The organism is Bradyrhizobium sp. (genome assembly GCF_035570375.1).
In the GTDB taxonomy this organism is placed as follows: Bacteria; Pseudomonadota; Alphaproteobacteria; order Rhizobiales; family Xanthobacteraceae; genus Bradyrhizobium.
In genome coordinates this window covers 15,685-40,540 of record NZ_DATMLW010000034.1, presented here as the reverse complement: position 1 = coordinate 40,540, position 24,856 = coordinate 15,685, and the positions used below count along the sequence as shown (strand labels likewise).

Sequence of the window (24,856 nt, the reverse complement as noted above, 5' to 3'; positions counted from 1 at the left end):
ACCCTTGATGCGCCGGCAAGGGGCGACCGGACAGCGGGCTACGACAGCCTCACCATGCCGGCCCAGAACTGTTGCTTCTGCGCGCTGGCGTCGATGTCGTATTTGCGCACGAAGGTGAGTTTTCCGTCGTCACCGATGCGGTAGACGACGATGGCCGCGGGAAGCGTGGTGATGTCCTTTCCTTCGCGCACGAGCATCGGCCACACCGATGCGGCGACGAGAATCCGCCTCTGTGGATCGATTGCGAACGTGCGCAGGTAATTGGCGTGCGCATCCGCATTCTGGATCAGCGTCGGCTCGCCGGTGGTCTGATCGATTGCAAACACCGCGACCGAGTTCTCGCCGCCCGAAAATACCTGCTTGCCCTCGAACTCCGTCGTCCAGAAGGCGCGGTTGGTGAGATAGACGAAGCGCCCGTCGGGACTGACGTGGATGGGTCCGGCGGCTTGCCGCAGCTTCGATGCGGGATCGCTCAGCGTGTTTTTGATGAAAAGCGGTTCGCGGGAAAGCCCGCTTGCGGCGTCGCGCCTGTAGACGCAAAGCTTGTTCTGACTCTCGATCGAGACGTAAACCCACGGCTGCGTCGGGTGGAAGTCGAGGTGGCGCGGGCCGAACTGCATGCCGTCGCCGGGCTGGATCGCTGCAGCATTCGTCAGCACGCCGTCCTTGAAGCCGAAGACCTTGATCGAGCCGGGATCGACCGGATTGTCTGAGGGCGCATTGTTGCCGCGCGTCACCAGGATAACCTGCCGGTTGTCGGGCGCGGCAAGAATCTGATGGGCAAAAATTCCGGTGTCGAGTTTATCCGGCTGATTGACGCGCTCGCCGAGCGAACCATCCGCCTTGATCCGATGCACGCTTACGCCGGAAGGATTGTTGTGGGCGATCAGCAGGTACTGGCCCGACATGTCGACGCTGGTGTGAATCGGACGCGAAGGCAATTTCACGGCGTCGCCGTGCGCTTTCAGCGCACCCGAAGCGGGATCGATGGCGAAGGCGTTGGCGACGTGCGTGTCACCGGTGCCGCCTGTCCCGCCGGGGCCACCGTTGCTGGAGACGACATAAAGATAGCGCATCGAGGGATGCGGCCAGGCATATTGGATATTGGTCGGCGCCGACACCGTGCTTTGCTTGACGAGCGCGGCATTGTCGGCGTCGACGCCATAGAGCGTCAGGTCAGGCCCGACGGCGGAATAGAACACGCTTTTCGACATGGGATTTTGCGCAAGTGAAGCCTTGGGAGCCGCGATGGCGCCGGCAAGGAGGGTGGAGAACGCGCGACGATTGATCATGGCCGCCTTCTCGCTGTGGTTGGGGTGAGACAGCCATAGCAAAAGATGGAAAGCCGGTCAAAATCGACCGATTTTGACATCCGCCATCGTTTTCGATGCAAAAGCTCGCTGCGGCTATTGGGACCGCTGATGGTCCTTGCTTGCCCGACGGCTCGATCACAAGACGCGCGATCAGCGCGGCATGCTGGCAAGTCCGAATTTCGAAGAATGGAAACGCGGGTTGTTCGTCGAGTGCGAGCTTGCCCGCGGCCCGGACGTGGCGAAGTCGGAGTGAATGAAGTGGCCGCGGGCATCGATCAGCCAAGCGTGATCGAAATACAAGGCCGGGAGCAACGCCGTGCTGAAGACTGCCAGCAGCAGGCAGGCTTGCATGAGAAGCGGCGGCAAGCCTTCGCGTGGCGCCTCAATCGATGGGGATGTTGACGATATCCGCCATCACAACGCATCGCGCTTTGAAGAAAGATGAACCCCGGGACGGGCAGGCCAGGCCGGTAGGGTTTCGTTAACCATTCCTAACTAAATACCGAAGCGGCTTCAGCTCGAGATGGGGGCGGAAAAAATGACTGAGCCTGACGCTTTGATCATCGAAATCGACACGCTGAAAGCCGCGCAGCGCGAAGCCTGGCGCGAGCTTGCAAGCCCGGCGCTCACCACGTTCGACCGCCGCGAGATCCGAAACCGGATCCGGCAAAGCGAGGTCGAGTTGCGCGCCAGCTTGCAACTGATGTCCGAACGGCTGCGCTACCGGCCGCGGCCGCCGGAAGAGATCGGCGACAGCCTCGCAAACCTCAATTTTCGGTTCTTTAGCCGGCCGATACTCTAAACTTCGAACGCGATCGGCGTTCGTCGGCCTCTCGCCACAGCAAAAGCTCGGGAGGAATCCCTATCCCAGCGGCGCGCCCGCCAGGCGGAACACCAAAGGGCCGGTAATCAGGAAGGCGAGCAGCATTCCGCGGGCGAGCGGCTGCTTGATGGCACCCAGCAATGACAGTCCCGCCAGCGGAATGAGGGCCCCCAGCGGCAAGTAATAGCGGGGGTAAGCGGTCGTCAGCCAGCCGAACTCGACGTGCAGCCGATAGCTGAAGATGCCGTGGACAATGAATGTTCCGGCAAAGGCAAGTGCGCCGGCCACGATTACGATTTCGAGCGGATCTTTATTTCCGCGTGCGATGCGCAAAGCCGCCGCCAAAATTCCCGCAAAGGCAGCAAGCGACGCCATGATCGGGATCGCCAGCACCGCGTAGTTCAGCGGGTCGCGCGGCTTCAAAGTCGGCATCCATTCAAGGACAAATTCCGACACGAAATGTGCCGCATAGGAGGCGGGCGTCAATCGCGCGGCGCTGTCCCAGCCGACCGCCTGCGCACCTGTCTTGATCATCGCGATCGCGCCAGTTGTCATCGGAATCGGACTGCCATACTCCGCGAACAACGCGACATAGGGCGCGATGGCCAAAAGGGCGGCGATCGCGATCAGGACGACCCAGCGAAACTGCAAGCGGCGGCACCACGACAGCCACAGCAACACGCCTCCGACCAAACCGCCAGCCAAAAGTAGCCCGGTGAACTTGGCCCATGACGCGACGATGACGCCGCCGAGTGCAGCCAGCAGCCACGCTCGGCTCCCGGTCGAGAGGTGCTGAAACGCAGCCAGCGTCGCAATGGCTCCGCCGGCCAACGCAGCGTTGTCGTTGTTGATGGCACCCGCAATCGGCACCAACACAGGAATGCCAGCCAGAGGAACAACGTAGGCATAGAGCGCAAGCCGCGGCAGCTTTGCGACGAGCCCAACTGCCAAAAGAGCCGCAAGCCCGATCGCTCCCAGCACCACGTTGAGCAGCCGATGGATCAGGATCGCCTCGGGATGGCCTTCCAGGGAGGGACCGAGGCGGGCAAGCAGCAAATAGTACGGCGAGGGATGATTGAGATAGTTGGTCTCGCGGGTGAAGTCAAAGCTCGACGGATCGAGCATCCGCATCTCCTCAAACGCGGGCCACTTCTCGCCGGAGCGCTGTAGATGCGCAATGTAGGAAGCGTGCGCGACTTCATCAAAGCCCTGGGTGATGTCCTTGCGGATGGCGCCAAGGGTGGCGGCGACAACGAAAAGAACAAGGATGATCGCGCACGCGCGCCATTGAGTGTTGGCCGCCGCCGCATCTTCTTGATCGTGCGAGGGCGCATTGAGGTCAGACAGCACAGACATTGTGCCAGTTTGCACACCACCTGTTAAGCAAGTCCTATGCAAATCATCGCGCAGCCCAGGCAGGCATACGGGAGCACAAATGGCGCGTGTGCTACCTTGGCGCTGAGCAGGCGGCGGAAGCGCGTTCTGTCCCCAATCACCTCGGGAATCGGGTACGATTTCTGTTCACGGACAATGCTGAAGGGTTAATCCAATATGACTCGCATAGGCACTCGAGCCGAGGTCTGGTTTTCGAACGTGATCGCCTCGTTTGCCCGCTATGTCGCGGAAAGAACCCTATCCGAATCCGTTCCAATGCTCATGCGCCGTGAGGCCGTCGTGGATTCCTTTAACTACGCAAAGGAAAACATGGGTGAGGCCTATTCGTTTCTGGATCGATTTGAGGGTCTCGCGCTTTCAATCGGGGAGGCGCAGCGAAGATTTCCTACCCGCAAGCTCGTTCTGGAGTTCGGGGTATACAAGGGTGGGATGATCAACTACCAGGCCAAGAGGTTTCCTCGGCTGGATTTTGTCGGGTTTGACAGTTTTGAGGGTTTGCAGGAGCAGTGGAGCGGCATGGCTCCCGAAAAAGCGTTTGATCTTGCAGGCAAGCTGCCGAGGGTCCGGAGCAACGTCAGGCTGGTGAAGGGGTGGTTCGCGGAGGCAGGCTCTCGCTGGAAAGCGGAAAATTCCGCCATCGGCGTCCCCCTGTTGGTTCACGTTGACTGTGACACCTACGCTGCGACGGTCGACGTGCTGGAATTGTGTTCTGATTACGTTGAACATGGTCTCGTCGTTCATTTTGACGATTATTTCGGATTTCCGCATTGGAGGACCGCTGGATTCAAGGCGATGAAGGAAATCTCGGAAAAACGACGCTGGCGCCTGACCTACTTGTCTTACGGGACAAAAGAGGTGGCCGTCCTCGTGGAAAAAAGCCGCGACTGACGCATTTTGCTCGAAGCCACAGCCGCCCAAAACGACGTCAGGCGAGCCTGACCTGAAATCCGAAAATCCGGCAAACAGATCGCAACAACCGAAGTCATGAAACGCTTCGCAGCGTCGTCATGTGCGATGAAATCCGCGGTGACGCGTTGACGTTTCGTTAACGCTTCGAAAGGGAGGTTTCTGCGAACAACGATAAGCCCGACGTTAACGAAGCTCTGCGCAAATGCGAACCCGAAAATTGAGGGAACACCGCGCATGACCGCTGATGCAGATATTTTCGTGATCGGCGCCGGGCCCGCCGGACTCACCGCGGCCTACTGCCTGACCAAGGAGATGCGGTCGGTCATCGTGATTGAGAAGGACCCGGTCTATGTTGGTGGCATCAGCCGGACCGTGCGGTATGGAGATTTCCTTTTCGATATCGGCGGCCACCGATTTTTCTCGAAATCGAAGGAAGTCGTCGATCTCTGGCACGAGATCCTGCCTGACGACTTCATCACGCGGCGGCGGCTGTCGCGCATCTATTACGGCGGAAAATTCTATTCCTACCCGCTGAACGCGTTCCAGGCGCTGCGCAATCTCGGGATATTCACCAGTACCCTTTGCATGCTCTCCTATGGCTTTGCCAAGGCATTCCCGATCGCGTCGCCTCGCAGCTTCCACGACTGGGTGCGCAATCAGTTCGGCGAACGCCTGTTTCAGATTTTCTTCAAGACCTACACCGAAAAGGTCTGGGGAATGTCGTGCGACGAAATATCCGCCGATTGGGCAACACAACGCATCAAGGGACTGGACCTTAGCGTCGCGGTCATGAATGCGTTGAAGCGCTCGTTTGGGCGCAAGCCAGCGGCCGATGCGGGAGCCGACGGCGTCGTAAAGACGTTGATCGAGACCTTTCAATATCCGCGCCGGGGCCCCGGCATGATGTGGGAGGCGGCGGCTGCCCGCGTTACCGAGCGCGGCGGCCGGATCCTGATGGATCGCGAGCTGGTCGAGCTTGCCTATGATCACGCCAGGAGCCTCTGGCAGATCGAGGTCGCTACCGGTACCGGAAGCCGCGAGACCTACACGGCTCGGCACGTCGTGAGTTCTGCGCCGGTGCGCGAGCTGGTGCAAAAATTCTCGCCGAAACCGATCTCGCTTTTGCACGCGCGAGAACTGCGTTACCGCGATTTCCTCACCGTCGCGTTGATGGTCAACAAGCCGGAATTGTTCGCCGACAACTGGATTTATATCCATGATCCCAGTGTGAAGGTCGGCCGCGTGCAGAATTTTGGCTCATGGTCGCCCGAGATGGCGCCACCCGGATCGACCTGCCTCGGCCTCGAATATTTCTGCTTTGAAGGCGATGGCCTTTGGACGATGTCCGACGATGAGCTTATCGCGCTCGCCACGCGTGAAGTCGCAAAAGTCGGTCTGGTCTCGGCCGCCGATGTGATCGGCGGCTGCGTGGTGCGCCAGCCCAAGGCCTATCCGGTATACGACGACGCTTACCGCGACCATATGGCGACGATCCGTCGCGATCTCGAGTCGAGCTATCCTACTCTGCATCTGATCGGTCGAAACGGAATGCACAAATACAACAATCAGGATCACGCCATGATGACGGCCATGCTGGCGGCGCGGAACATTCTTGCCGGAGAACGCATCTACGACATATGGCAAGTCAACGAAGACGCAGAATATCACGAAGCGGGGGCGTCGAGCGCGCAGGCGGCGCTGGCGAGCGAACGTCTGGTGCCGGTCAAGGCGAGCACCCAGGCAGCATAGAGCTGACGTCGGAACCGGGACGCTAGAAATCGAAAGCGCCGGTGCTTCGCCGCGCCAGTTCACGCAGATCCGCAACGGTTCCGCGAACCGCATTGCAGCGGCGGCAGTAGATCTTGGCGAGGTCGTCGGGTGCGCACGCCGGATCGATCGGCTTGATCGACAGGTTTCCGCATTCCTCGCACACGACCTTCAAGCCAGGCCGTCCTTCGGGTTGATGCTGATCGACGTTCATGGCCTTCTCGCCTGGCCAATGTTTGCGGAGGCAAAAAAGCCGAGCGTTCCGAGTTTCAGGGCGAAACGCCCGGCGCCTTGCCGCAAGCCCATCGGCAAGAGCATCTCTGCAAGCGCGTCCCGGATATCAGCCCAAGAACGCTTGCGACCCTCGATATAAGGACCATAGAGAACGTCATCTTGAAGTTCGAAGAGGTTCGCGACCATTGAAGCCGCGAGGAAAACCAGTCCCGGAATCGCAATGATTTCGATTGTCATTTTTCGGCCCCCGCCGTTGCTCCAACGAGGCCTGTCATACACTTAAAATTTTAAGGTCCGGATCGCAGGGGCATCTGCAATTGAGCGATCACGTCAGCAAAGCCTAAACCACGTTGACCGCGCCATGATCACGCTTCGATATAGGCTTGCTTGCGAAAGCGAGGTTTCGTCTCGACCGCAATATTGCAATTTGCATCATGGCGCGACACCTGCGGTGTGGGATCGGCTCGCCGAATTTCAGTTTTCATCTTCTAACCAACTCATGATTTGTTCCGGACCGATGGTCCGTCTCGGCCGGTGGGGGTTGATCGTGCCGGCGCTGACGTCGCAGCCTTCCTCCAGGCGTTCTCGCGCAAATTGCTTGGCTTCTATCTCCGTTCGAAACGTCTTCGAATTTCGGACATAGACGACGCGAGCGTCGTCAGGCCTGCGAAACGCGACGTACCAGATGTGGGCATCCGTGCCCATGGCGAACTCAAGGATCATGCCCTGGAGCAAAGATTGGCGACCCAACGGCGCGGCGCAAGGGCGGACAAAATTACCACTCGAAAGGTCAGTAACCGGGAATGGATACCGGACGTCATTGATCCAGATCAAAGTCTCATCCCTTGGCGGATGAGAGGTGTTGCCAATCCTCAACGCGCTTTCCTTAATATCTCCACATGTGCCAGAAATGCCACGCATTCGCTTCCGATGAAGCTCTATAGACAGACTGGCAACGCCGCTTGGTGTGTTGCCAGGTCCTGTGAATGCGAAGTACTTATTCGGCGTTTTCTCCCGGCAAACTCAAAGCCCCGGCTTCACACCGGGGCTTTCTTATTCGCCGAACCTGTTGGCGGTCACCTCAGCACGTTTCGCGGCAGCCATAGTGATACCTCCGGCAGATAGGTGACGAACATCAGCACCAGAAACATCACGGCGTAAAACGGCCAGATCTTTCGCATCACCTGTTCGATCGTCACCTTGCCGACCGCGCATCCGACGAAAAGGATCGAACCGACCGGCGGGTGGCACAGGCCGATGCCGAGGTTGAGCAGCATGATCATCCCGAAGTGAACGGGATCGACGCCGAAATTCTGCATCACCGGAAGGAGGATCGGCGTTGCGATCAGGATCGACGGCGCCATGTCGACCAGGGTGCCGAGCACGAGCAGCAATATGTTGATGAGAAACAGGATGACGTACTTGTTGCTCGAGATCGACAGGAAGAACGCCGTCATTTTCGCAGGCATCTGCGTCAGGGCCATCACATAACCGACGCTGGATGCACAAGCGATCAGCGTCAGCACCATGGCGACGGTCCGCAGGGTCCGGTGCAGGAGCACGGGCAGGTCGCGCCAACGATAATCGCGATAGATGAACATCGTGACGAAGAACGCCCAGATGCAGGCGACGGCGCCGGCTTCGATCGCGGTAAAGATGCCGCCGAGAATGCCGCCGAGAATGATGACGAGCGTTACCAGCCCCCAGGCGGCGTCGATCGTGATGCGGAGCGCGTCCTTCGCCGGCACCCTCTGGCCGTGCGGGTGCTTCTCGCGGTAGGCGACGACGAGACAGAGAATGATCAGCGAAAAGCCGAGCAGCAGCCCCGGAAACACGCCTGCCATGAACAGCGCGCTGATGGAAATGGTGCCGCCGGTCGCGAGTGAATACAGAACCGCATTGTGGCTCGGCGGCACCAGCAGCGCCTGAACCGACGAGGTGATGGTCAGGTTGGTGGCGAACACGCGCGGATATCCGGTTTTCTCCATTTGCGGGATCATCACCGAACCGATCGCGGAAGTGTCGGCCACGGCCGAGCCCGAGATGCCGCTGAGGAACGTCGTGGCGAGCACGTTGACGATCGAGAGGCCGCCGCGCACACGGGTGAATCCGACCAGCACGTCCGCGAACGCCACCAGCCGCCGCGCCATCCCGCCTTCGGCCATGATCGCGCCGGCAAGCACGAAGAAGGGGATCGTGAGCATCGCCACCTTGCTGACGCCGTCGGAGATCTTCAGCATCACCGCTTCCAGCGGAATGCCGATCGACCAGGCGCCCGCGATCGCAGCCAGCGCCAGCGAATAGGCGATCGGCATGCCGATGACGAAACAGGTCAGCATGGTTGCGAGGAGAACGAAGATATCCATGTTGCGACGTCTCCCGGGTCAGTCGAACGGCGCGGCTTCGCGGCTTGCCTCGCCGTGCTGCGGGATGGGGTCAGCCGGCAGTCCGAGGAGAACCCGCTCGATGATGAAGAGCAAAAGGCAAACGCCGCCAATGGGAATCGGCAGATAGGTGACGCCGACCGACAGGAAGGGAAAATCGGCGATCGTGTTGTACCAGGTCACCTCGACCAGCCGCTCCCCCCACACGATCATGAAGAGGGCGATCAGCGCCATCAGGAACTGAACCAGGAGATCGAGCAGTTTCCTGAATCTGGCCGGCAATTGATTGGCGAAGTAGGCGACGTTCATGTGCAGGTTGAGCCGGTAGGCCGCGGCTGCGCCGATAAAGGTGAGGACGATGGTCAGGAGAACCGCGAGCGGCTCGGGCCAGGACGCCGCGCTGTTGAGCACGTAGCGAGTGAAAACAGCCCAGGGAATGACCGCCGAAATCAAGACCAGCGCGATGCAGCCAACGACGATGCACAGAAGATAGAGGGCGTCCATTGCGCGGCGGAATGCTGCTGCCATTACCTGGTTCCCCGAATTCAACTGGGCTTCACGTCATTCCGGGGCGGAGCGCGGCGACGAACCCGGAATCCATAACCACCATCGTGAGTATGGATTCCGGGTCTGCGCCTTGCGGCGCATCCCGGAATGACGAAACGCCGGATTGCCTCGCTTGATGACGGCACACCGCGCATCAATCATGCAATGGCCTGGATGCGCTTGATCATGTCCTGGTATTTCGGACCGTACTTGTCCCACACCGGCTTGACCGCATTCTGAAACGGCGTCTTGTCGGCAATTTCGACGATCTGGCAGCCGGCGGCTTTCGCCTTCTCCATCGCCTGCTGCTCATACTGGTTCCACAGTACGCGTTCCTCGAACTGCGCTTCGCGGGCAAATTTCTTCAACAGGTTCTGGTCGTCGGCGGAGAGGTTGGTCCACGCCCGCTTGGAAAACAGCAGCACTTCGGGAATGACGAGGTGCTCGGTCAGGGAATAATACTTGGCCGCCGTGTAGTGGTTGGAGAAGACGTAGCTTGGCGGGTTGTTCTCGGCGCCGTCGATCACGCCGGTCTGCAGCGCGCTGAACACCTGGTCGTAGCCCATCGCGACCCCGTTGCCGCCGAGCGAATTCATCATGTCAATGAAGATCGGATTGCCAATGACGCGGAATTTCAGGCCCTTGACGTCCTCGATCGATTTGATCGGCCGCTTGGAATTATAGAGGCTGCGCGCACCCGAATTCATCCAGCACAGTGCGACGAGGTTGGCGCTCGGGCTTGCCGTGATCTTGTCGAGTAGTTCCTGGCCGATCGGGCCATCCATCATCTTTTCGGAATGCGTGATGTTCTTGAACAGGAAGGGCATGTTGACGACGTTGATGTCGTCGACGATCGGTCCCATCGTTCCGGCGCTGACTCGCAGCAGCTGGATCGCCCCGATCTGCGTCTGTTCGATGGTTTCCTTCTCGCCGCCGAGCTGCATCGACGGATACATCTGCACCGAGAGCCGCCCGCCGGTCGCCTCGCTAAGCTTCTTGCCCAGATTTTCCGTCGCCGCCACGGTCGGATAACCCGCAGGCTGGACGTCGGACGCCTTGAAGACCATCTTGGCCTGCGCGCGCGCGGACGAGAATGGTGCGAGACCTGCGAGGTTCGCAGCGCCAATGCCGGCGCTGATCTTGATGAAATCGCGACGTCGCATCGAAATCCTCCCTTTTTTATGATTGTAGCTAGTTTCTTGCGTCAAGAAAGCCCGCTCGTGTCCGCAATTCACTTTGTTCCTGGCTTGTCAATAAATCGGTCAGAATTTGCGCTTCCCGCGCGTGCGCGGCGGTCGTGGTAACTGCAGCCGTATAGACGCTCGAAAGATCGCATCCCTGCGGCAGCGAGGCGGAAAGCCTTACGCCTGAGGTAGCGATGATCTCGGTCGTTTGCGTGCAGCCGATCGGCTGCTTTGCCTTGCTTTCGGCGAGATGCCGCATGGCGGTCGCGCCATTGGGATACACCTCCAGCCGCGGTGCAACCTCCTCGGCAATTCCAAGCTGGCGCAGGATTTTCGCGACATGGATGCCCGCCGTCGACACCTTGGTGTCGGGAACGAAGATCGCGTCCGCGGCAAGCAACGCCGCACGCAGGCTTGGGGCGTCCGGCGCCGAAACGAGCGGGTCGGCATCGCGAACGGCAAGCGCCGTTTCGACGCGGCCGATGTCCGAAATCGAGCTGGTCGCAACAAGTTTCTCCCGCGCCAGATCGGCGATCAAGGCCGCCGTGAGGACGACGATGTCGGCCGACGTTCCGCCGCGCAACTTGTCGGCCATGGCGCCGACCGCGCCGAATTCACCCGCGATATCGAACCCGGTCTGCTCCTTGAACTTCGGCGTGAGGCTTGCCACCAGCCCCTGCGCCGCGCCGCCGCTCAAGATACTCAAACTCGTCATGATGCAAGTTCCATCGCCGCGATCAGGCGTTCGCGCGTGATCGGCAGGTTGCGAATGCGCAAGCCCAGCGCATCGAACACGGCGTTCGCAATCGCCGCGGTCACCGGCCCATGCGCGGCTTCGCCGGCGCCGACCGGTTCGATCTCGGGCCGCGAAATGACTTCGACGTCCACTTCGGGCACTTCGCTGAAGCGCAGAATCGGATATTCGCTCCATGAGTTGCTGGTGATGCGTTCGCGATCGAAGCGCACGCGCTCCTTCAGCACCCAGCTCGTGGCCTGGATCGCGCCGCCCTCGATCTGGTTGATCACGCCATCCGGATTGATGGCTTCGCCGACATCGACCGCGATCGTCAGCCGCCTGACCGAAATATCCTCGGCGCCCTCGACCTCGGCGATGGCGGCGCAATAGGCGCCCGTATTCTTGTAGCGCGCGAAGCCGATGCCGTGACCAATGCCGTCGCGTCTTTCGCCTTTCCAGCCGGCGCGCCTCGCAACCGCGCGGATCACGTCCTGCGCCCGCGGATCCGACAAGTGACGCAGGCGGAAGGCGAGGGGGTCCTCGCCGCGCTCGGTGGCAATTTCGTCGAGAAAGGACTCGATCGCGAACACGTTGGCTTGTGCGCCCAGCGTGCGCAGCGCGGAAGTGCGGATCGGCATGGTCGTCAGGCGATGGCATTCAATTTGCCACGACGGGAAATCGTAGAGCGGAATCGAATTGCGGTCCGCGCCGCCGCCGCTCGTCTGTTGCGGATTGGTGGCGATGTATCGCGGAAACGGCTCGGCGAGCTCGCTGGCCGCGAGAAGCGCCGGCTGGCTCGCTCGTCCCGGCCGCGCGGTATGGCCGTTGCTCCAGACGCTGTGCCGCCAGTCGACGATCTCGCCATCGGCATCGAGATCGGCTTCGACCTCGATGGTCATGGCGGCACCGAACGGCGCATGCGACATCTCGTCGGCGCGCGACCATTGCAGGCGAACCGGCCGGCCACCGACGGCTTTCGCCAGCAGGACCGCATCCAGCGCGACATCGTCGGCACCGTTGTGTCCATAACAGCCGGCGCCCTCCATATGTTCGACCGTGATGTTCTCAAGCGGAATCCTGAGAACCAAAGCGAGATCGGCGCGCAGGAAGTAGACGCCCTGGCTATGGGTCCAGACCCGCACACTGTCGCCGCTCCATTGCGCAATCGCACAGGAGGGCGCGATCGAGCCATGCGCGATGTAGGGCCGCGTATATTGACGCATGACCGTTCGCGCTTTCGCTGGCTGTGTTGACGCTTTTTTTCTGGCGATGACGGAAAGTTCGGCCGGCTGCGCCTTCTGCCATTCGGCGTGCCCGGTCTCCTCGGGCAGCGTATCGCGCAAGCTCCACTTGGCGCCCTTGCGCAGGGCGGCGAGCGCGAGCTCGGCGCCGGCTTCGGTCTCGCTGACAAGGCCCGCAAAATTGCCGTCGCGCACGATCGCGACGAGGCCCGGCAGGCTGCGTGCGCCGTCCTCCTTTAATTCGATGAGAGAAGCGTGCGAAAGCTCGGACCGCAGCACGCGGCCATGCAGCATGCCTGGCCATGTCGAATCGTGGATGAAACGGGGTTTTGCGAAAACCTTGTCGGGAATATCGAGCCGCTGCACGGAGCGTCCGGCGATCGTTCGGCGCGCGGATGGCTTCGGCTGCGCGCTTGCGGTTGCATCGCGGTCGAGCGAGACTTCTGCCGCGAGCTCCCAGTAGCTGGTGCTGACATTGCCCGGACCGGAAATGGTGCCGTCATGGACGTCGAGTACCTCGGGCCCGACGCCGAGGCGCTCGGCGGCGGCAGTCAGGAAAATCTGCCGGATGTCGGCGCAGGCTTGCCGGATCGCGCGGCCCGATTGCTGCACGGAAAGACTGCCCGAGGTGACGCCTTCATTGGGACTTCGCCCCGTGGACGCGCGGACCATCTGCACGCGGGCGATGTCGACATCGAGTTCGTCGGCGGCTAACTGGGCAAGTGCAGTGACGATGCCTTGACCGATCTCGACCTTTCCCGGAGAGACCGCGACATGGCCGTCGGAGGAGAAGCGGACCCACGAAGACAGTTTTGGATTTGCCGCCAGACTCACCGGCAATTTTGGCGTGGAGGGGGCGTTTTCGGTCATGGGTTGCGCATCTCCGCTGCGGCTCGCAGCACGGCGCGCACCATGCGGTTATGCGACCCACAGCGGCACAAATTGCGGTCGAGCGCAGCCCTGATTTCCGAATTCGAAGGATCCGGATTTCGCTTTAGCAGCGCCGCGGCGCTGATCAGGATTCCGGACACGCAATAGCCGCATTGCAGCGCCTGCTCGGCGATGAAGGCGCGCTGCAAGGGATGCGGCCGTTGTGGATCTCCCAACCCTTCGATCGTGGTGACGTCCTTGTTGGCGACCGACCATAGGGGCGTGTCGCAAGCACTCACCGCGTGATCGCCTACCATCACGTTGCAGGCGCCGCATTCCCCGGCGCCGCAGCCGAAATGCGCGCCCGTCAATCCGAGCGGTCCGCGCAGGGTCGCGAGCAGGGAGGTGTCGGGATCAGCGTCGACGTCGGTCTCGACGCCATTGAGGCGGAATCGAATACTCGGCATCAATATCTCGAACCTTTACGGCTTGTCGGGGAATAGCTTGACGACGTCAGCCCATTTCACAATATCGCTGCGCAGGAATTTGTCGAATTCCTCTGGTGTCATCGACATCGGGAGTGCGCCCTGATCGGCCCAGAGCTTGACGATTTCCGGCCGCTTGACTGCGTCGTTGATGGCACCGTTGAGTTTTTCGATGACGGGCTTCGGCGTGCCGGTCGGCGCCATCAATCCGAGCCAGATCGCGGCTTCATAACCGGGAAGGCCTGCTTCTTCGACGGTCGGCACCTCAGGCAGCACGCTCGAGCGCGTCTTGCCAGTGGTGGCGAGCGCCCGCACCTGGCCCTGATTGACGTTGGGCGCCATGGTCGTCACCGCGTCGATCATCATCTGCACCTGTCCGCCGATCACGCCATTGCGCGCCTCGCCGCTGTTGCGATAGGGCACGTGCACGAGATCGATCCCGGCCATGGTTTTGAAGAGCTCGCCGGCCATGTGATAGGGCGTGCCCTGGCCGGAGGACGCATAATTCAGTTTTCCCGGCTGCGATTTGGCGAGCGCGACGAATTCCGCCAATGTCCTCGCCGGCACCGACGGATGAACCACGATCACGAGGTCGGAGACATTGATCGGCGCGATCGGCACCAGGTCGCGCATCAATTGATATTTTCGCTGCGGCACCAGCGATTCATTGGCGGTCTGGGTATTCGACATCATCAACAGCGTGTAGCCGTCGGGTGCCGACTTGGCCGCCTCCTGCGTGCCGATCACCGCGCCGGCGCCGGGACGATTCTCGATCACGAAAGCTTGCTTGAGACTTTCCTGCAGCGCGTTGCCGAGCAGGCGAGCCGCGACGTCAGCAGGACCGCCTGCGCCGAAGGGAACGATGATCCGGATCGTCCGCGTCGGATAATCCTGCGCCAGACAGGTGCCGAAAAAAGCCTGGCTTGCAAAAAGTACGGCCAAAAGTGTCAGCGTCGATCTTGAGGCGGCACGGCGGCCGCAACCCCGGCTGGTTGTCGGGCGTCTCATTCTCAAGGCCTCGTTCTTCCGTGACCGGCTGGTCAAATCCTGAGTTCCGGTCTAACTGTCAAGTCCGACTGTAGCGGCAAGGCGAACGACCTGTCGACATGGCCTTGACGCCTTGCTGCGGGTTGGAAGTTGCGGGTTAAAACAATAGGCGGCCCAAGAGAGGGCCGGCAGAGTGGTTTAATGAAAAACAAGAAAATCTCGCGTCGGGACGCGCTTAAGGCAACGGGCGGTCTGTTGGCGGGCGCCGCACTTTCCACCCGCGTGCTTGCGGACGCACCGCCACCCGAGCCGGTCACGCCCGCCCTGATCGAGGCGGCCAAAAAGGAAGGGCAAATCATCCATTACACCTCGACCGATCTGCCGGTGGCCGAGAAACTGGCCAAGGCATTCGAGGCGAAATATCCGGGGATTGCCGTGCGCGTCGAGCGCACCGGCGCCGAGCGCGTGTTCCAGCGCATCGGTCAGGAATATTCGAGCAACATCCACGCCGTCGACGTGGTGAATTCCTCCGATGCCGCGCATTTCATCGTCTGGAAGCGCGATCAGCTTCTCGCCCCTTACGTGCCCGAGGACGTCGCCAAATTCTATCCGGTCGAACACCGTGATCCCGACGGCCTGTTCGCAAACTGGCGCGTCTGGCTGAGCATCATCGCCTACAACACCAGCCTCGTGAAGGCGGAGGATGCGCCAAAGAGTTTCGCCGATCTGCTCGATCCCAAATGGAAAGGCAAGATCGTCAAGGGCCATCCCGGCTACAGCGGCACCATCATGACCGCGACCTACCAGCTGCAGCGCGAACTCGGCTGGAGCTGGTTCGAGCAACTCGCCAGGCAGAACGTGATGCAGGTGCAATCATCGGCCGATCCGCCGAAGAAACTCGAGCTTGGCGAGCGCTCGGTGATGGCGGACGGCAACGAATACAACATCCTGCAGTTCAAGGAGGCGGGACGCCCCGTGGCGCCGGTCTACGCTGCGGAAGGATCGCCGATGATCGTCGGCCCCAATGGAATTTTCAAAGGATCGCCGAATCCAAATGCAGCAAAGCTGTTCCAGTCGTTCTGCTTCAGCCGCGAGGCCCAGCAGCTCATCATCGATTTCGGGGGCTTGCGCTCGGTGCATCCGCAAACCGAGGAGAGGGCCGGCCGCATACCGCTCAAGGCCATCAAGACCATGAAGGATGATCCTGCCGCCGTCGAGCAGCAAAGCAGCGCCATCAAGTCCCGCTATACCCGCATTTTCCACGTCTGATCCGTGCTGTTCAAACGCTTTTTTTTAAACCTCGAGCCCTCATGACCTCCGAACTTCCGAAGGCTTCCGTCGCCGAAACCCTGGCGCAGAAAATTGCAACGCTGGAGCCGGGCGTTCTGCCGCAGGCAACCACGCGCAAATGCGAGGATTTGCTGATCGATGTCGTCGGTCTCTGCGTCACCGCTCGCAACGAGGATTACACGCAAAGCGCGCTTTTGGCTTGCGACGATGACGGCCCCTGCACGGCGATCGGCCATCGACGTCGGCTTACGGCTTCGGGTGCGGCGTTCGTCAACGGCACCGCCGCTCACGGCGAGGATTTCGACGATACTTTTGAGGGTGGTCCCGTCCATGCCGGCGCCGTGGTCGTGCCGGCGGTTCTCGCGGCTTGCGAGCGGCACAAACCGGACGGCCGCATGGCGCTGACGGGAATTGCCGTCGGCGCCGAGGTACTGTGCCGGCTGAGCCTCGTGGTGCCGAAGGCCGTCCACAAGGCAGGATTCCACCCGACCGCGATCTTCGGTGCGATGGGCGCGGCCGCAGGCGTCGGGGCCGCGCTTGGCCTGAACGCCAAACAGATTGTCGATGCGCTCGGGATTGCCGGCAGCATGGCAGGCGGCATCATCGAATATCTCGCCGAGGGCGCCTGGACCAAGCGCTTGCATGCGGGCTGGGCGGCGCAGTCCGGCATTCGTGCGGCCTTGCTGGCGCGGCAGGGCTTTGTCGGTCCGCGCACGGTGTTCGAAGGTGTGCATGGGTTGTTTCACGGCTTCGCCCACACCGCCGATGGCGATTATGACGCGCTGACGGGCGATTTCGGCACCCGCTGGGTCACCGATACGCTCGCGTTCAAGCCTTATCCGTGTGGAACCATGGCTCAGCCGTACATCGATTGTGCGCGGCGGCTGGCCGCGCGGGGCATCATGCCCGACGACGTCGAGGCCATCCTTTGCGAGGTGGCGGAGGGCACGGTGCATCGCCTGTGGGAGCCGCTTGCCGACAAGCAGCGGCCGAAGAACGGCTATGCCGCCAAATTCGCGGTGCCCTATCTGCTCGCCACCGGCTTCGTGCATGGCGGCGTCGGGCTCGGCGCCTTTACGGAGAAAGCGATCCGCGACGCAGACGTGCTTGCGCTGGCCGTCAAGGCGAAGTTCGTGATCGATCCGGACAATCCTTATCCAAACAACTATACCGGCCACGTCAAAGCGACGCTGAAGGACGGCAGCGTGGCCGAGGAGCGGCAGCCTTACTTGCGCGGCGGCGCAAGTGAGCCGCTGACGCGCCAGGACGTCACCGACAAATTCATGCTCAACGCGCAGCACGGCGGCTGGAGCAAGGCGCAAAGCGAAGCGGCCTTGAAATTGCTGGCCGGACTATATCAGGGCAGGATCGATTTGAGCGGGTTGCGAACTTAGTTGTCGTCATGGCCGGGCATAGGGGAGCGATAGCGACGCCGTTCTCGAACGGCTATGCCCGGCCATGACATGGAAGGGAAAGCAGATGACCAACGAACTCGACGGCAAGGTTGCCATCGTCACCGGCGCGGGCCGCAATATCGGACGCGCGATTGCGCTGGCGCTTGCGGACGCGGGCGCATCGATCGTGGTGAATGCACGAAGCAATCGCGCCGAGGCCGAAGCCGTCGCGCGCGAGATCGAGGCAAGGGGCGGCAAGGCGCTGGTGCATATGGGCGACGTCGCCAACGCGGCCGATGTGGAGGCGATGGTGGAAGCCGCGGTCGAACAGTTTGGCCGGATCGACATCCTGATCAACAACGCGGCGCTGCGGCGGGAAAAGCCGTTTTCGGAGATGAGCTACGCCGAATGGCGCGAGATCATGAATGTCACGCTCGACGGGGCCTTCCATTGCGTGAAGGCCGCTCTTCCGTACTTGAAGAAGAGCGGCGCGGGCACCATCGTCAATATCGGCGGCCTGAGCGCCCATACTGGCGCGAGAGACCGCGCGCATGTGGTGACGGCAAAGGCCGGCATCGTCGGATTCACCCGGGCACTCGCCCATGACCTTGCCGCCGACGGCATCACCGTCAATTGCGTGGTGCCCGGCCTGATCGGTACGCCCCGCCCGAAAGGTCAGCCGGAACCTGCCCACCATCTGCTGCACCACACCATATCGGGTGAACGCGGCCGGCCCGACGATGTGGCCGCCGCGGTGCGGTTCCTGTGTGGACCGGCCGCCCGTTACATCAACGGGCAGGCGATCCACAGTAGTGGCGGGGCCTATCTCGGCGGGTAGCGCATGGCTTAAGCACAAGCATGTCGGATAATTGGGCTGGCTCTCCGCGCGTTTGGTGCTAACCATTGGGCCATGAACCAGAACGTCCGGATCGACATCCGTCACTCCACCTGTCCGCACGACTGCCCGTCGGCGTGCGCGCTCGATGTCGAGGTGATTGACAATACCAGCATCGGCCGCTTGCGCGGTTCGAAGCAGCAGACCTACACGGCAGGCGTGATCTGCGCCAAGGTCGCCCGCTACGCCGAGCGCATTCATCATCCGGATCGGCTCGCCTTTCCGATGTTCCGTGTCGGAGAGAAGGGCTCGGGCAAGTTCGCGCGGATTTCCTGGGACGATGCGCTGGACGAGATCGCGCACCGGTTCAATGCGGCCGAGCGCGAGTTCGGCGCCCAGTCGATCTGGCCCTATTATTATGCCGGCACCATGGGGCTGGTGATGCGCGATGGCCTCAACCGTCTTGCGCATGTGAAGAAGTATTCGCGCTTCTATTCGACGATTTGCTCCACCATCGCGCGGGTCGGCTTTGCCGCCGGAACCGGCAAGGTCGCAGGCGTCGATCCGCGCGAGATGGGCGTCTCCGACCTGGTCGTGATCTGGGGCACCAACCCCGTGAATACCCAGGTCAATGTGATGACCCATGCGATGCGCGCGCGGAAGGAGCGTGGCGCCAAAATCGCTGCCGTCGACGTCTACAACAACGACACGGTCAAGCAGGCCGACATCAAGATCATCCTGCGGCCGGGCACCGACGGGGCGTTTGCCTGCGCCGTGATGCATGTGCTGTTCCGCGAAGGTTTTGCCGATCGCGAGTACCTTGCGCGCTACACCGATTGCCCCGCCGAGCTCGAAGCTCATCTTCGAACCCGCACACCCGAATGGGCCTCGGCGATTTGCGGCGTGCCGGTCGAGGAGATCGAAGCCTTTGCCCGTACCGTCGGTCAAACCAGGCGCGCGTTCTTCCGCCTCGGCTACGGCTTCACCCGCAGCCGCAACGGCGCGGCGCAGATGCACGCGGCGCTGTGCATCCCGGCCGTGACCGGTGCTTGGCAGTACGAAGGCGGCGGCGCCTTCTTCAACAATTACGCGATCTGGAAATTCGACGAATCCATCATCGAAGGCCATGACGCGATCGACCGTTCGACCCGCGTGCTCGACCAGTCGAAGATCGGGCGCATCCTCACTGGTGATGCGGCCGCGTTGAGGAACGGGCCGCCGGTCAAGGCCATGCTGATCCAGAACACCAACCCGATGACGGTCGCGCCGGAGCAGGCGCTGGTGCGGCAGGGTTTTGCCAGGCCGGACGTGTTCGTCGCGGTGCACGAACAGTTCATGACCGAAACGGCGCAGATGGCCGATCTCGTTCTTCCCGCCACGATGTTCATGGAACACGACGATCTTTATTACGGCGGCGGTCACCAGCACATTTCGGTCGGCCCCAAGCTGATCGAGCCGCCCGGCGAATGCCGCTCCAACCACGAGCTGTTGCGGGCGCTCGCCCGCCGCCTGAACATCAGTCATCCCGGCTTCGAGATGTCGGCGCGCGAGTTGATCGACGCCACGCTTCGAAAGAGCGGGCATGGCAGCATCGAGGCGCTGGAGGCGGATCTCTGGCGCGACATCCAGCCGGATTTCCGCACCTCGCATTATCTGGACGGTTTTGCCCACGCCGACGGCAAGTTTCATTTCAAGGCCGACTGGGCCCATGTTCCCCTCGGCAATGCCGGCCTGATGGGACCGTGGGATCAGATGCCTTCGCTGCCCGATCATTTTGCGGCGATCGAGGAAGCCGATGAAGCTCATCCGTTCCGGCTCGCCACCAGCCCCTCGCGCAGCTATCTCAACACCAGCTTCAACGAGACGCCTTCGTCGCAAGCGCGCGAAGGTGCGCCGAGTGTGATGATCCATCCCGACGATGCCGCCGCGCTCGGCGTCGCCGATGGCGACGCCGTCACGCTCGGCAACACGCGCGGCGAAACCACACTGACCGCAAAGCTGTTCGACGGCGTGCGACGCGGCGTGCTGATCGCGGAATCGGTGCACCCGAACAAGGCCCATGTCGGCGGGCGCGGCATCAACATGCTCACCGGCGCGGAAGCTGTGCCGCCATACGGCGGCGCGGCTTTCCATGACAACAAGGTCTGGGCGAGGAAGGCGACGCAAGCTTCGATTCCGGCGCCCTGACGTCTTTCGCCACCCTTCCCACTTTCGCTGGTCATCTCTATTGTCCGTTCTGACAAGAACAGGCGGGTATAGCCATGACCGAGACCAGCAGTGTCATCCTTGAGAAGCGCGGCCCGGCGCTCTGGATCATCATCAACCGGCCGGAGAAGCGCAACGCCATCAACGGCGACGTCATCGCCGGCATCGCCAGGGGTTACAGAACCGCGCATGACGACAAGGATGTGCGTATGGTCGTGCTGACCGGGGCCGGCGAGAAGGCGTTTTGCGCCGGTGCCGACCTGCAGAACACCGGCGGCGCGTTCGCGGCGGATTTTTCCAGGCCCAATGTCGATTACGCCGATCTGTTGCGGCTGTCGCAGAACGCGACCAAGCCCGCGATCGCGCGCGTCAACGGCGTCTGCATGGCCGGCGGCATGGGTCTGTTGTGCATGACCGATATGGCGATCGCGGCCGACCATGTGATGTTCGGATTGCCGGAGGTAAAGGTCGGCGTATTTCCGATGCAGGTGATGAGCCTGTTGCAGGCGATGGCGCCGCGCCGCATCGTCAACGAATGGGCGCTCACTGGCGAGCCGTTCGACGCCAAAATCGCGCAAGCGGCGGGGCTGCTCAACTACGTTGTTCCGCAGGCCGAGCTCGACGCCAAACTCGAATGGCTGATCGGCCGCATCACCGACAAGTCACCGACCGCGATCCGGCGCGGCAAATATGCGATGCGCGCGATCGCCTCGATGTCCTTTGACGAAAGCATCGCCTACACCGAAAGCCAGATCGCGTTGCTGGCCATGACCGAAGACGCCAAAGAAGGACTGAAAGCGTTCGCCGAGAAGCGAAAGCCCTCGTGGCCGGGGAAGTAGCTCTTGAGCTGCCGCGACGTGGCAATTTTTCGATTTAGTTTTCAAACAGCCAAATCTTGGATGCACGCCTGCATTCTCGCGGCACAAAAAGCGTCCGAGTCTTGCCAGACACTGTCCCTCTGAAATCAGAGGGCGCAGGGAATGCCGGATGCACGCCGCACCCATGGCCTCGCGTGCAAAAACAAAAAAGCACACGAGCAAAGTCACCACAGGGACGCCGAAGCACGCCGGCATTCCCTGCGCGATGGCTTTAACAACTTATTCCACGCTCTTCCCGGCGACCGGGCTTTTTGTCACCGTCATCGGCGCGATGCGAAGCATCGTCGCCAACAGAGGGTGCGGAACGCGCAGGATTCTGCCGGTGATTTGGGGGCGCGATCAACTGCGACAGATTGGCACAACGGGCAAATCAAGGTGCGATTCAAATGGTCCCGTCGTTCCGGGCCGATGCACCAGCATCTGCGCGTTTTCGCCGCCTTGGCCGATTTCGAAACCGAGTGACGAGTTGAAGCCCGCGCGGCATGTCATGGTTTGACCAGGGTGGTGGCTCTGATCGCATTGATCGCTTGGCCCCCGATCACGGAAATACCGTCATTTGCGGAGGTTTTGTGGTATTAAAGGGTGCTGGCGGAGGGGCACGGCATGCACCAGAATCTGGGAATACAGGTTCGGCATGGGCTGGCCACCGGCATAGACCTGACCCGGTGGGGCGGCTCGATTGGGCTCGCGGTTGCGATCGGCATCACCTATTTCGTCGCCGCCCGGCTCAGTCTCGAGCTCCTGACCAAGCCCGAAGGTGTTGCGGTTTTCTGGCCTGCGGCGGGTGTTTCCGCCGGCGCCCTGATTGCGTTGGGTCCCCGCGCGCGTTGGCCGGTCGTTTTCGGCACTGTGGCTGCGACGATCGCGGCTAATCTCTTTGGCGACCGCACTGTCTGGAGCGCGGTCCTTTTCGGGTTGTGCAATGCCGGCGAGGCCGTGCTCGCGGCCTGGCTGATTGAGCGCAACTTTGGCCCGGATTTCAGGCTGAACCGGCCGCATAATGTCATTGGATTGGCAGGGGCGGCCGTCATCGCCACCGCTGTTTCAGGGGTCTTCGGGACCGTTGGGTTTATCCTGTTTCACAATTCGACCGCGCCGATCCTGACGACCTGGGAGCACTGGTTCGCCTCCGATGGCCTCGGAATCCTCGCCGTTGCGCCGCTGTTGATCGAGCTTGCATCGGCCTCGCGCGATCGTCCGCCCTGGAGCGAACTGGTCGAAGGCGGTTTGGCGGTCGCTGCACTGGCGCTTGTGAGCGGATTTGCGATTTTCCTGCGCTCCGAGCTTTTGGCAACCGTGGGACCCGTGGCCGTGCTGTTCGCGCCGCTGTTGTGGGTCGCTGCGCGTTGCCGTCCGGTTTTCGCAGCCGCAGCCGCGTTCATCGTAAGCCTTTCGATCGTTTGGACGACGACCTTCGGCATCGGTTATTTCGGCAGCCTCTCCAATGAGGAGCGCGTGCTCGCGGCCCAGGTCAGCATCCTGATGGTGACGATCGGCGCATCGCTGCTTGCGGCCCTGTTTGCCGAAATCCGCGACAAGCGGAGGGTGGCCGAGGCCGCTTTGCACGCCAGCGAAACCCAACGTTTTCTCATCGAGACCGAACGGCTCGCCGCGCTCGGCGGCCTGGTTGCGGGCGTCGCGCACGAAATATCGAGCCCGATCGGCACCAGCCTGACGGTCGCATCGACGCTGGCGCAGCGCAGCGCGCACTTCAAGGAACAGATTGCCTCGGACCGGCTGCGGCGCGCCCAGCTTTCCGAGTTCGCCGACGGATGCCAGGGTGCAGCAGAACAATTGGTGGCGAACCTGCAGCGCGCCGGAGGACTGATCCAATCGTTCAAACAGGTGGCAGTCGACCGCTCCACCGATGACCGGCGCCTCTTCGACCTCAAACTCGCGACCGAGCAGGTGGTAGCAAGCGTGCGCTCGCGCTTGACCAAATCGCAATCTTCGCTCGCGATGGCAGTGCCGCCTGATATCGTGATGGACAGCTTCCCCGGTCCCTACGGGCAGGTGCTGACCAACCTCATTTTCAACGCCGTCACCCACGGCTTCGCCAATGCGCCCGGCGGACACATGACGATCAAGGCCCAGCGCCTGGGCACCGACCAGGTCGAGGTCACCTTTTCGGATGACGGCAGCGGCATTCCGGAGGGAGTCCAGCGCCACGTGTTCGATCCGTTCTTCACGACCAGACGTTCGCAGGGCAGCACCGGTCTGGGCCTCTACATTGTCTACAATCTGGTGACGCAGCAGCTCGGCGGCAGGATTGCGATCGTCTCGGCGCCGGGACGCGGCACGACCATCAGCCTGACGCTTCCGCTGGTGGCGCCGGGGTAGGATTGTCTCCGTTCACTTCTGGGTCGCGTGAGGGTCGCAATTCGCCCGCGTTGCCTCACAGACAAGCCGCATCATATCGGGCGCTCACCTGGGTGACGGCATTGACGCTATCAGTTGTCCAGCGAACCGCGACCGTCTCAGTGCAGACCACACCACCCCAGCGATAGACAAGGATTTTGCTTGGATCAGACGTCGGGCAGGGCGTGTAGGTTTGTCCCGCGGGCATCGCCTGTCCGGCCGGCACACAATCGCGGCGGGGTGAGGCTAAAGGTTTGAATCCCTGTTTCTCCAACCTGGATTTCAACTCCGCTTCGGGCGTGCCCGCGGGGAACTGTTCCTGCACATGATCACTGAGTTTTCGGCTGGCTTCGTCCCACTTATTCCACCTGCCCTTTAGATCGGCTTCGAACATCGGTGGAGGTTTGTCGTTTTCGAGGAGCGAAATGACAACGCTCGCCAGCAGGAAACGAACTTTGGAATCGCTGACGAACGACGAAACTAATCCGGCGCCAACGATCGCGACACATCCTACGACGATGCGTTTTAGCCAGGGGGAAAAGCGTGGTCTGGCCATATTGGTTGCAGCCTTGAGAGCGGCCTGACGCCTATCCCGGATTCGCCTTCAACCCCGCCGCCTCGATGCCGGCGATGGCGCAGATCTCGTCATTGTCCGAGGTGTCGCCGGAAACGCCGATCGCGCCCAGCAAAGTGCCGCCGTCCTGGATCAGAACGCCGCCCGGCACCGGTATAAGTCGTCCCTGCGCGATCGTGTTCACCGCGTCGATGAAATAGGCCTGCTCCTGCGCCCGCTGGAACAGCGCACGCGAACCCATGCCCATCGCGAGCGCACCCCAAGCCTTGCCGTGAGCGATTTCGGCCCGCATCAGGCTGGTGCCGTCCTGCGCGGCGGTGACTTTGACCGCGCCGCGCGCGTCGAGAATGGTGATGACGAGCGGTTTGAATTTTTTCTCGACCGCCTTGGCAAGGGCTGCATCGAGAATCTTGCGGGCGATGTCGAGGGTGAGGCTAGCCATGGGCAG

General features: G+C 61.7%; 25 protein-coding genes. 11 read left to right on the top strand and 14 right to left on the bottom strand.

What is annotated here, in order from left to right:
- Positions 1-38: 38 nt before the first annotated feature.
- A complete protein-coding gene (locus VNX23_RS04135; protein ID WP_325627909.1) occupies positions 39-1,292 on the bottom strand; it encodes a lactonase family protein in 1,254 nt (417 codons plus the stop codon).
- A 136-nt stretch (positions 1,293-1,428) separates the two neighbouring features.
- On the opposite strand from VNX23_RS04135, the gene VNX23_RS04130 reads away from it, so the two are divergent.
- Both VNX23_RS04130 and VNX23_RS04125 read left to right on the top strand, forming a co-directional pair.
- Positions 1,429-1,566, top strand: a complete 138-nt coding sequence (locus tag VNX23_RS04130; protein WP_325627908.1) for a hypothetical protein — start codon at positions 1,429-1,431, stop codon at positions 1,564-1,566.
- 285 nt (positions 1,567-1,851) lie between these two features.
- The gene (locus tag VNX23_RS04125) at positions 1,852-2,115 is read left to right on the top strand and encodes a hypothetical protein (protein ID WP_325627907.1); all 264 of its coding nucleotides are present in this window, start codon (positions 1,852-1,854) and stop codon (positions 2,113-2,115) included.
- Positions 2,116-2,175: 60 nt separating this feature from the next.
- Here VNX23_RS04125 and VNX23_RS04120 read toward each other — a convergent pair whose 3' ends face one another.
- The gene (locus VNX23_RS04120; protein ID WP_325627906.1) at positions 2,176-3,492 is read right to left on the bottom strand and encodes a hypothetical protein; all 1,317 of its coding nucleotides are present in this window, start codon (positions 3,490-3,492) and stop codon (positions 2,176-2,178) included.
- Between the two features lie 195 nt (positions 3,493-3,687).
- Between VNX23_RS04120 and VNX23_RS04115 the strand changes: the two genes are divergently transcribed.
- Together VNX23_RS04115 and VNX23_RS04110 are read left to right on the top strand one after the other, a co-directional pair.
- Positions 3,688-4,419, top strand: a complete 732-nt coding sequence (locus VNX23_RS04115; RefSeq protein WP_325627905.1) for a class I SAM-dependent methyltransferase — start codon at positions 3,688-3,690, stop codon at positions 4,417-4,419.
- Between the two features lie 255 nt (positions 4,420-4,674).
- Positions 4,675-6,189, top strand: coding sequence for an NAD(P)/FAD-dependent oxidoreductase (locus VNX23_RS04110; protein ID WP_325627904.1), 1,515 nt, complete (start codon positions 4,675-4,677; stop codon positions 6,187-6,189).
- A gap of 22 nt (positions 6,190-6,211) precedes the next feature.
- On the opposite strand, the gene VNX23_RS04105 is transcribed toward VNX23_RS04110, so the two are convergent.
- The 10 genes from VNX23_RS04105 to VNX23_RS04060 all read right to left on the bottom strand — a co-directional run bounded on the left by VNX23_RS04105 (position 6,212) and on the right by VNX23_RS04060 (position 14,895).
- The gene (locus VNX23_RS04105; RefSeq protein WP_325627903.1) at positions 6,212-6,421 is read right to left on the bottom strand and encodes a hypothetical protein; all 210 of its coding nucleotides are present in this window, start codon (positions 6,419-6,421) and stop codon (positions 6,212-6,214) included.
- Complete coding sequence (locus VNX23_RS04100; RefSeq protein ID WP_325627902.1) at positions 6,418-6,678, bottom strand: hypothetical protein; 261 nt, start codon at positions 6,676-6,678, stop codon at positions 6,418-6,420. The genes VNX23_RS04105 and VNX23_RS04100 overlap by 4 nt, the downstream gene beginning before the upstream one ends.
- Positions 6,679-6,915: 237 nt before the next feature.
- Positions 6,916-7,275 (bottom strand): hypothetical protein, encoded by a 360-nt coding sequence (locus tag VNX23_RS04095; RefSeq protein ID WP_325627901.1) that lies wholly within the window; start codon positions 7,273-7,275, stop codon positions 6,916-6,918.
- Positions 7,276-7,517: 242 nt separating this feature from the next.
- Positions 7,518-8,807 carry a TRAP transporter large permease gene (locus VNX23_RS04090; protein ID WP_325627900.1) on the bottom strand — a complete coding sequence of 430 codons (1,290 nt, stop codon included), beginning with the start codon at positions 8,805-8,807 and terminating at the stop codon, positions 7,518-7,520.
- An 18-nt stretch (positions 8,808-8,825) separates the two neighbouring features.
- Complete coding sequence (locus VNX23_RS04085; protein WP_325627899.1) at positions 8,826-9,353, bottom strand: TRAP transporter small permease; 528 nt, start codon at positions 9,351-9,353, stop codon at positions 8,826-8,828.
- A gap of 176 nt (positions 9,354-9,529) precedes the next feature.
- The gene (locus tag VNX23_RS04080; RefSeq protein ID WP_325627898.1) at positions 9,530-10,534 is read right to left on the bottom strand and encodes a TRAP transporter substrate-binding protein; all 1,005 of its coding nucleotides are present in this window, start codon (positions 10,532-10,534) and stop codon (positions 9,530-9,532) included.
- Positions 10,535-10,562: 28 nt separating this feature from the next.
- A complete protein-coding gene (locus VNX23_RS04075; protein WP_325627897.1) occupies positions 10,563-11,270 on the bottom strand; it encodes a molybdate ABC transporter substrate-binding protein in 708 nt (235 codons plus the stop codon).
- Positions 11,267-13,402, bottom strand: coding sequence for a xanthine dehydrogenase family protein molybdopterin-binding subunit (locus VNX23_RS04070; RefSeq protein WP_325627896.1), 2,136 nt, complete (start codon positions 13,400-13,402; stop codon positions 11,267-11,269). Before VNX23_RS04070 ends, VNX23_RS04075 begins: the two co-directional genes overlap by 4 nt.
- Positions 13,399-13,869, bottom strand: a complete 471-nt coding sequence (locus VNX23_RS04065) for a (2Fe-2S)-binding protein (RefSeq protein ID WP_325627895.1) — start codon at positions 13,867-13,869, stop codon at positions 13,399-13,401. The genes VNX23_RS04070 and VNX23_RS04065 overlap by 4 nt, the downstream gene beginning before the upstream one ends.
- A gap of 15 nt (positions 13,870-13,884) precedes the next feature.
- Positions 13,885-14,895: a tripartite tricarboxylate transporter substrate binding protein gene (locus VNX23_RS04060; protein WP_325627894.1), complete on the bottom strand. Its 1,011-nt coding sequence runs from the start codon at positions 14,893-14,895 to the stop codon at positions 13,885-13,887.
- A gap of 180 nt (positions 14,896-15,075) precedes the next feature.
- On the opposite strand from VNX23_RS04060, the gene VNX23_RS04055 reads away from it, so the two are divergent.
- The 7 genes from VNX23_RS04055 to VNX23_RS04025 all read left to right on the top strand — a co-directional run bounded on the left by VNX23_RS04055 (position 15,076) and on the right by VNX23_RS04025 (position 23,816).
- Positions 15,076-16,143 (top strand): ABC transporter substrate-binding protein, encoded by a 1,068-nt coding sequence (locus VNX23_RS04055; protein WP_325627893.1) that lies wholly within the window; start codon positions 15,076-15,078, stop codon positions 16,141-16,143.
- 41 nt (positions 16,144-16,184) lie between these two features.
- Positions 16,185-17,558 carry an MmgE/PrpD family protein gene (locus VNX23_RS04050; RefSeq protein WP_325627892.1) on the top strand — a complete coding sequence of 458 codons (1,374 nt, stop codon included), beginning with the start codon at positions 16,185-16,187 and terminating at the stop codon, positions 17,556-17,558.
- Between the two features lie 85 nt (positions 17,559-17,643).
- Complete coding sequence (locus VNX23_RS04045; protein ID WP_325627891.1) at positions 17,644-18,396, top strand: 3-oxoacyl-ACP reductase family protein; 753 nt, start codon at positions 17,644-17,646, stop codon at positions 18,394-18,396.
- Positions 18,397-18,468: 72 nt separating this feature from the next.
- On the top strand, positions 18,469-20,580 hold the full coding sequence (locus VNX23_RS04040) for a molybdopterin oxidoreductase family protein (protein ID WP_325627890.1): 2,112 nt from the start codon (positions 18,469-18,471) through the stop codon (positions 20,578-20,580).
- Positions 20,581-20,654: 74 nt separating this feature from the next.
- Positions 20,655-21,437: an enoyl-CoA hydratase/isomerase family protein gene (locus VNX23_RS04035; RefSeq protein ID WP_325627889.1), complete on the top strand. Its 783-nt coding sequence runs from the start codon at positions 20,655-20,657 to the stop codon at positions 21,435-21,437.
- Positions 21,438-21,578: 141 nt separating this feature from the next.
- Entirely contained in the window at positions 21,579-21,938 is a 360-nt protein-coding gene (locus VNX23_RS04030; RefSeq protein ID WP_325627888.1) for a hypothetical protein, read from the top strand.
- Between the two features lie 141 nt (positions 21,939-22,079).
- On the top strand, positions 22,080-23,816 hold the full coding sequence (locus VNX23_RS04025; protein WP_325627887.1) for a sensor histidine kinase: 1,737 nt from the start codon (positions 22,080-22,082) through the stop codon (positions 23,814-23,816).
- 55 nt (positions 23,817-23,871) lie between these two features.
- Here VNX23_RS04025 and VNX23_RS04020 read toward each other — a convergent pair whose 3' ends face one another.
- Both VNX23_RS04020 and VNX23_RS04015 read right to left on the bottom strand, forming a co-directional pair.
- Positions 23,872-24,390 carry a hypothetical protein gene (locus tag VNX23_RS04020; protein ID WP_325627886.1) on the bottom strand — a complete coding sequence of 173 codons (519 nt, stop codon included), beginning with the start codon at positions 24,388-24,390 and terminating at the stop codon, positions 23,872-23,874.
- 31 nt (positions 24,391-24,421) lie between these two features.
- The gene (locus VNX23_RS04015; RefSeq protein ID WP_325627885.1) at positions 24,422-24,850 is read right to left on the bottom strand and encodes a heme-binding protein; all 429 of its coding nucleotides are present in this window, start codon (positions 24,848-24,850) and stop codon (positions 24,422-24,424) included.
- Positions 24,851-24,856: the final 6 nt, after the last annotated feature.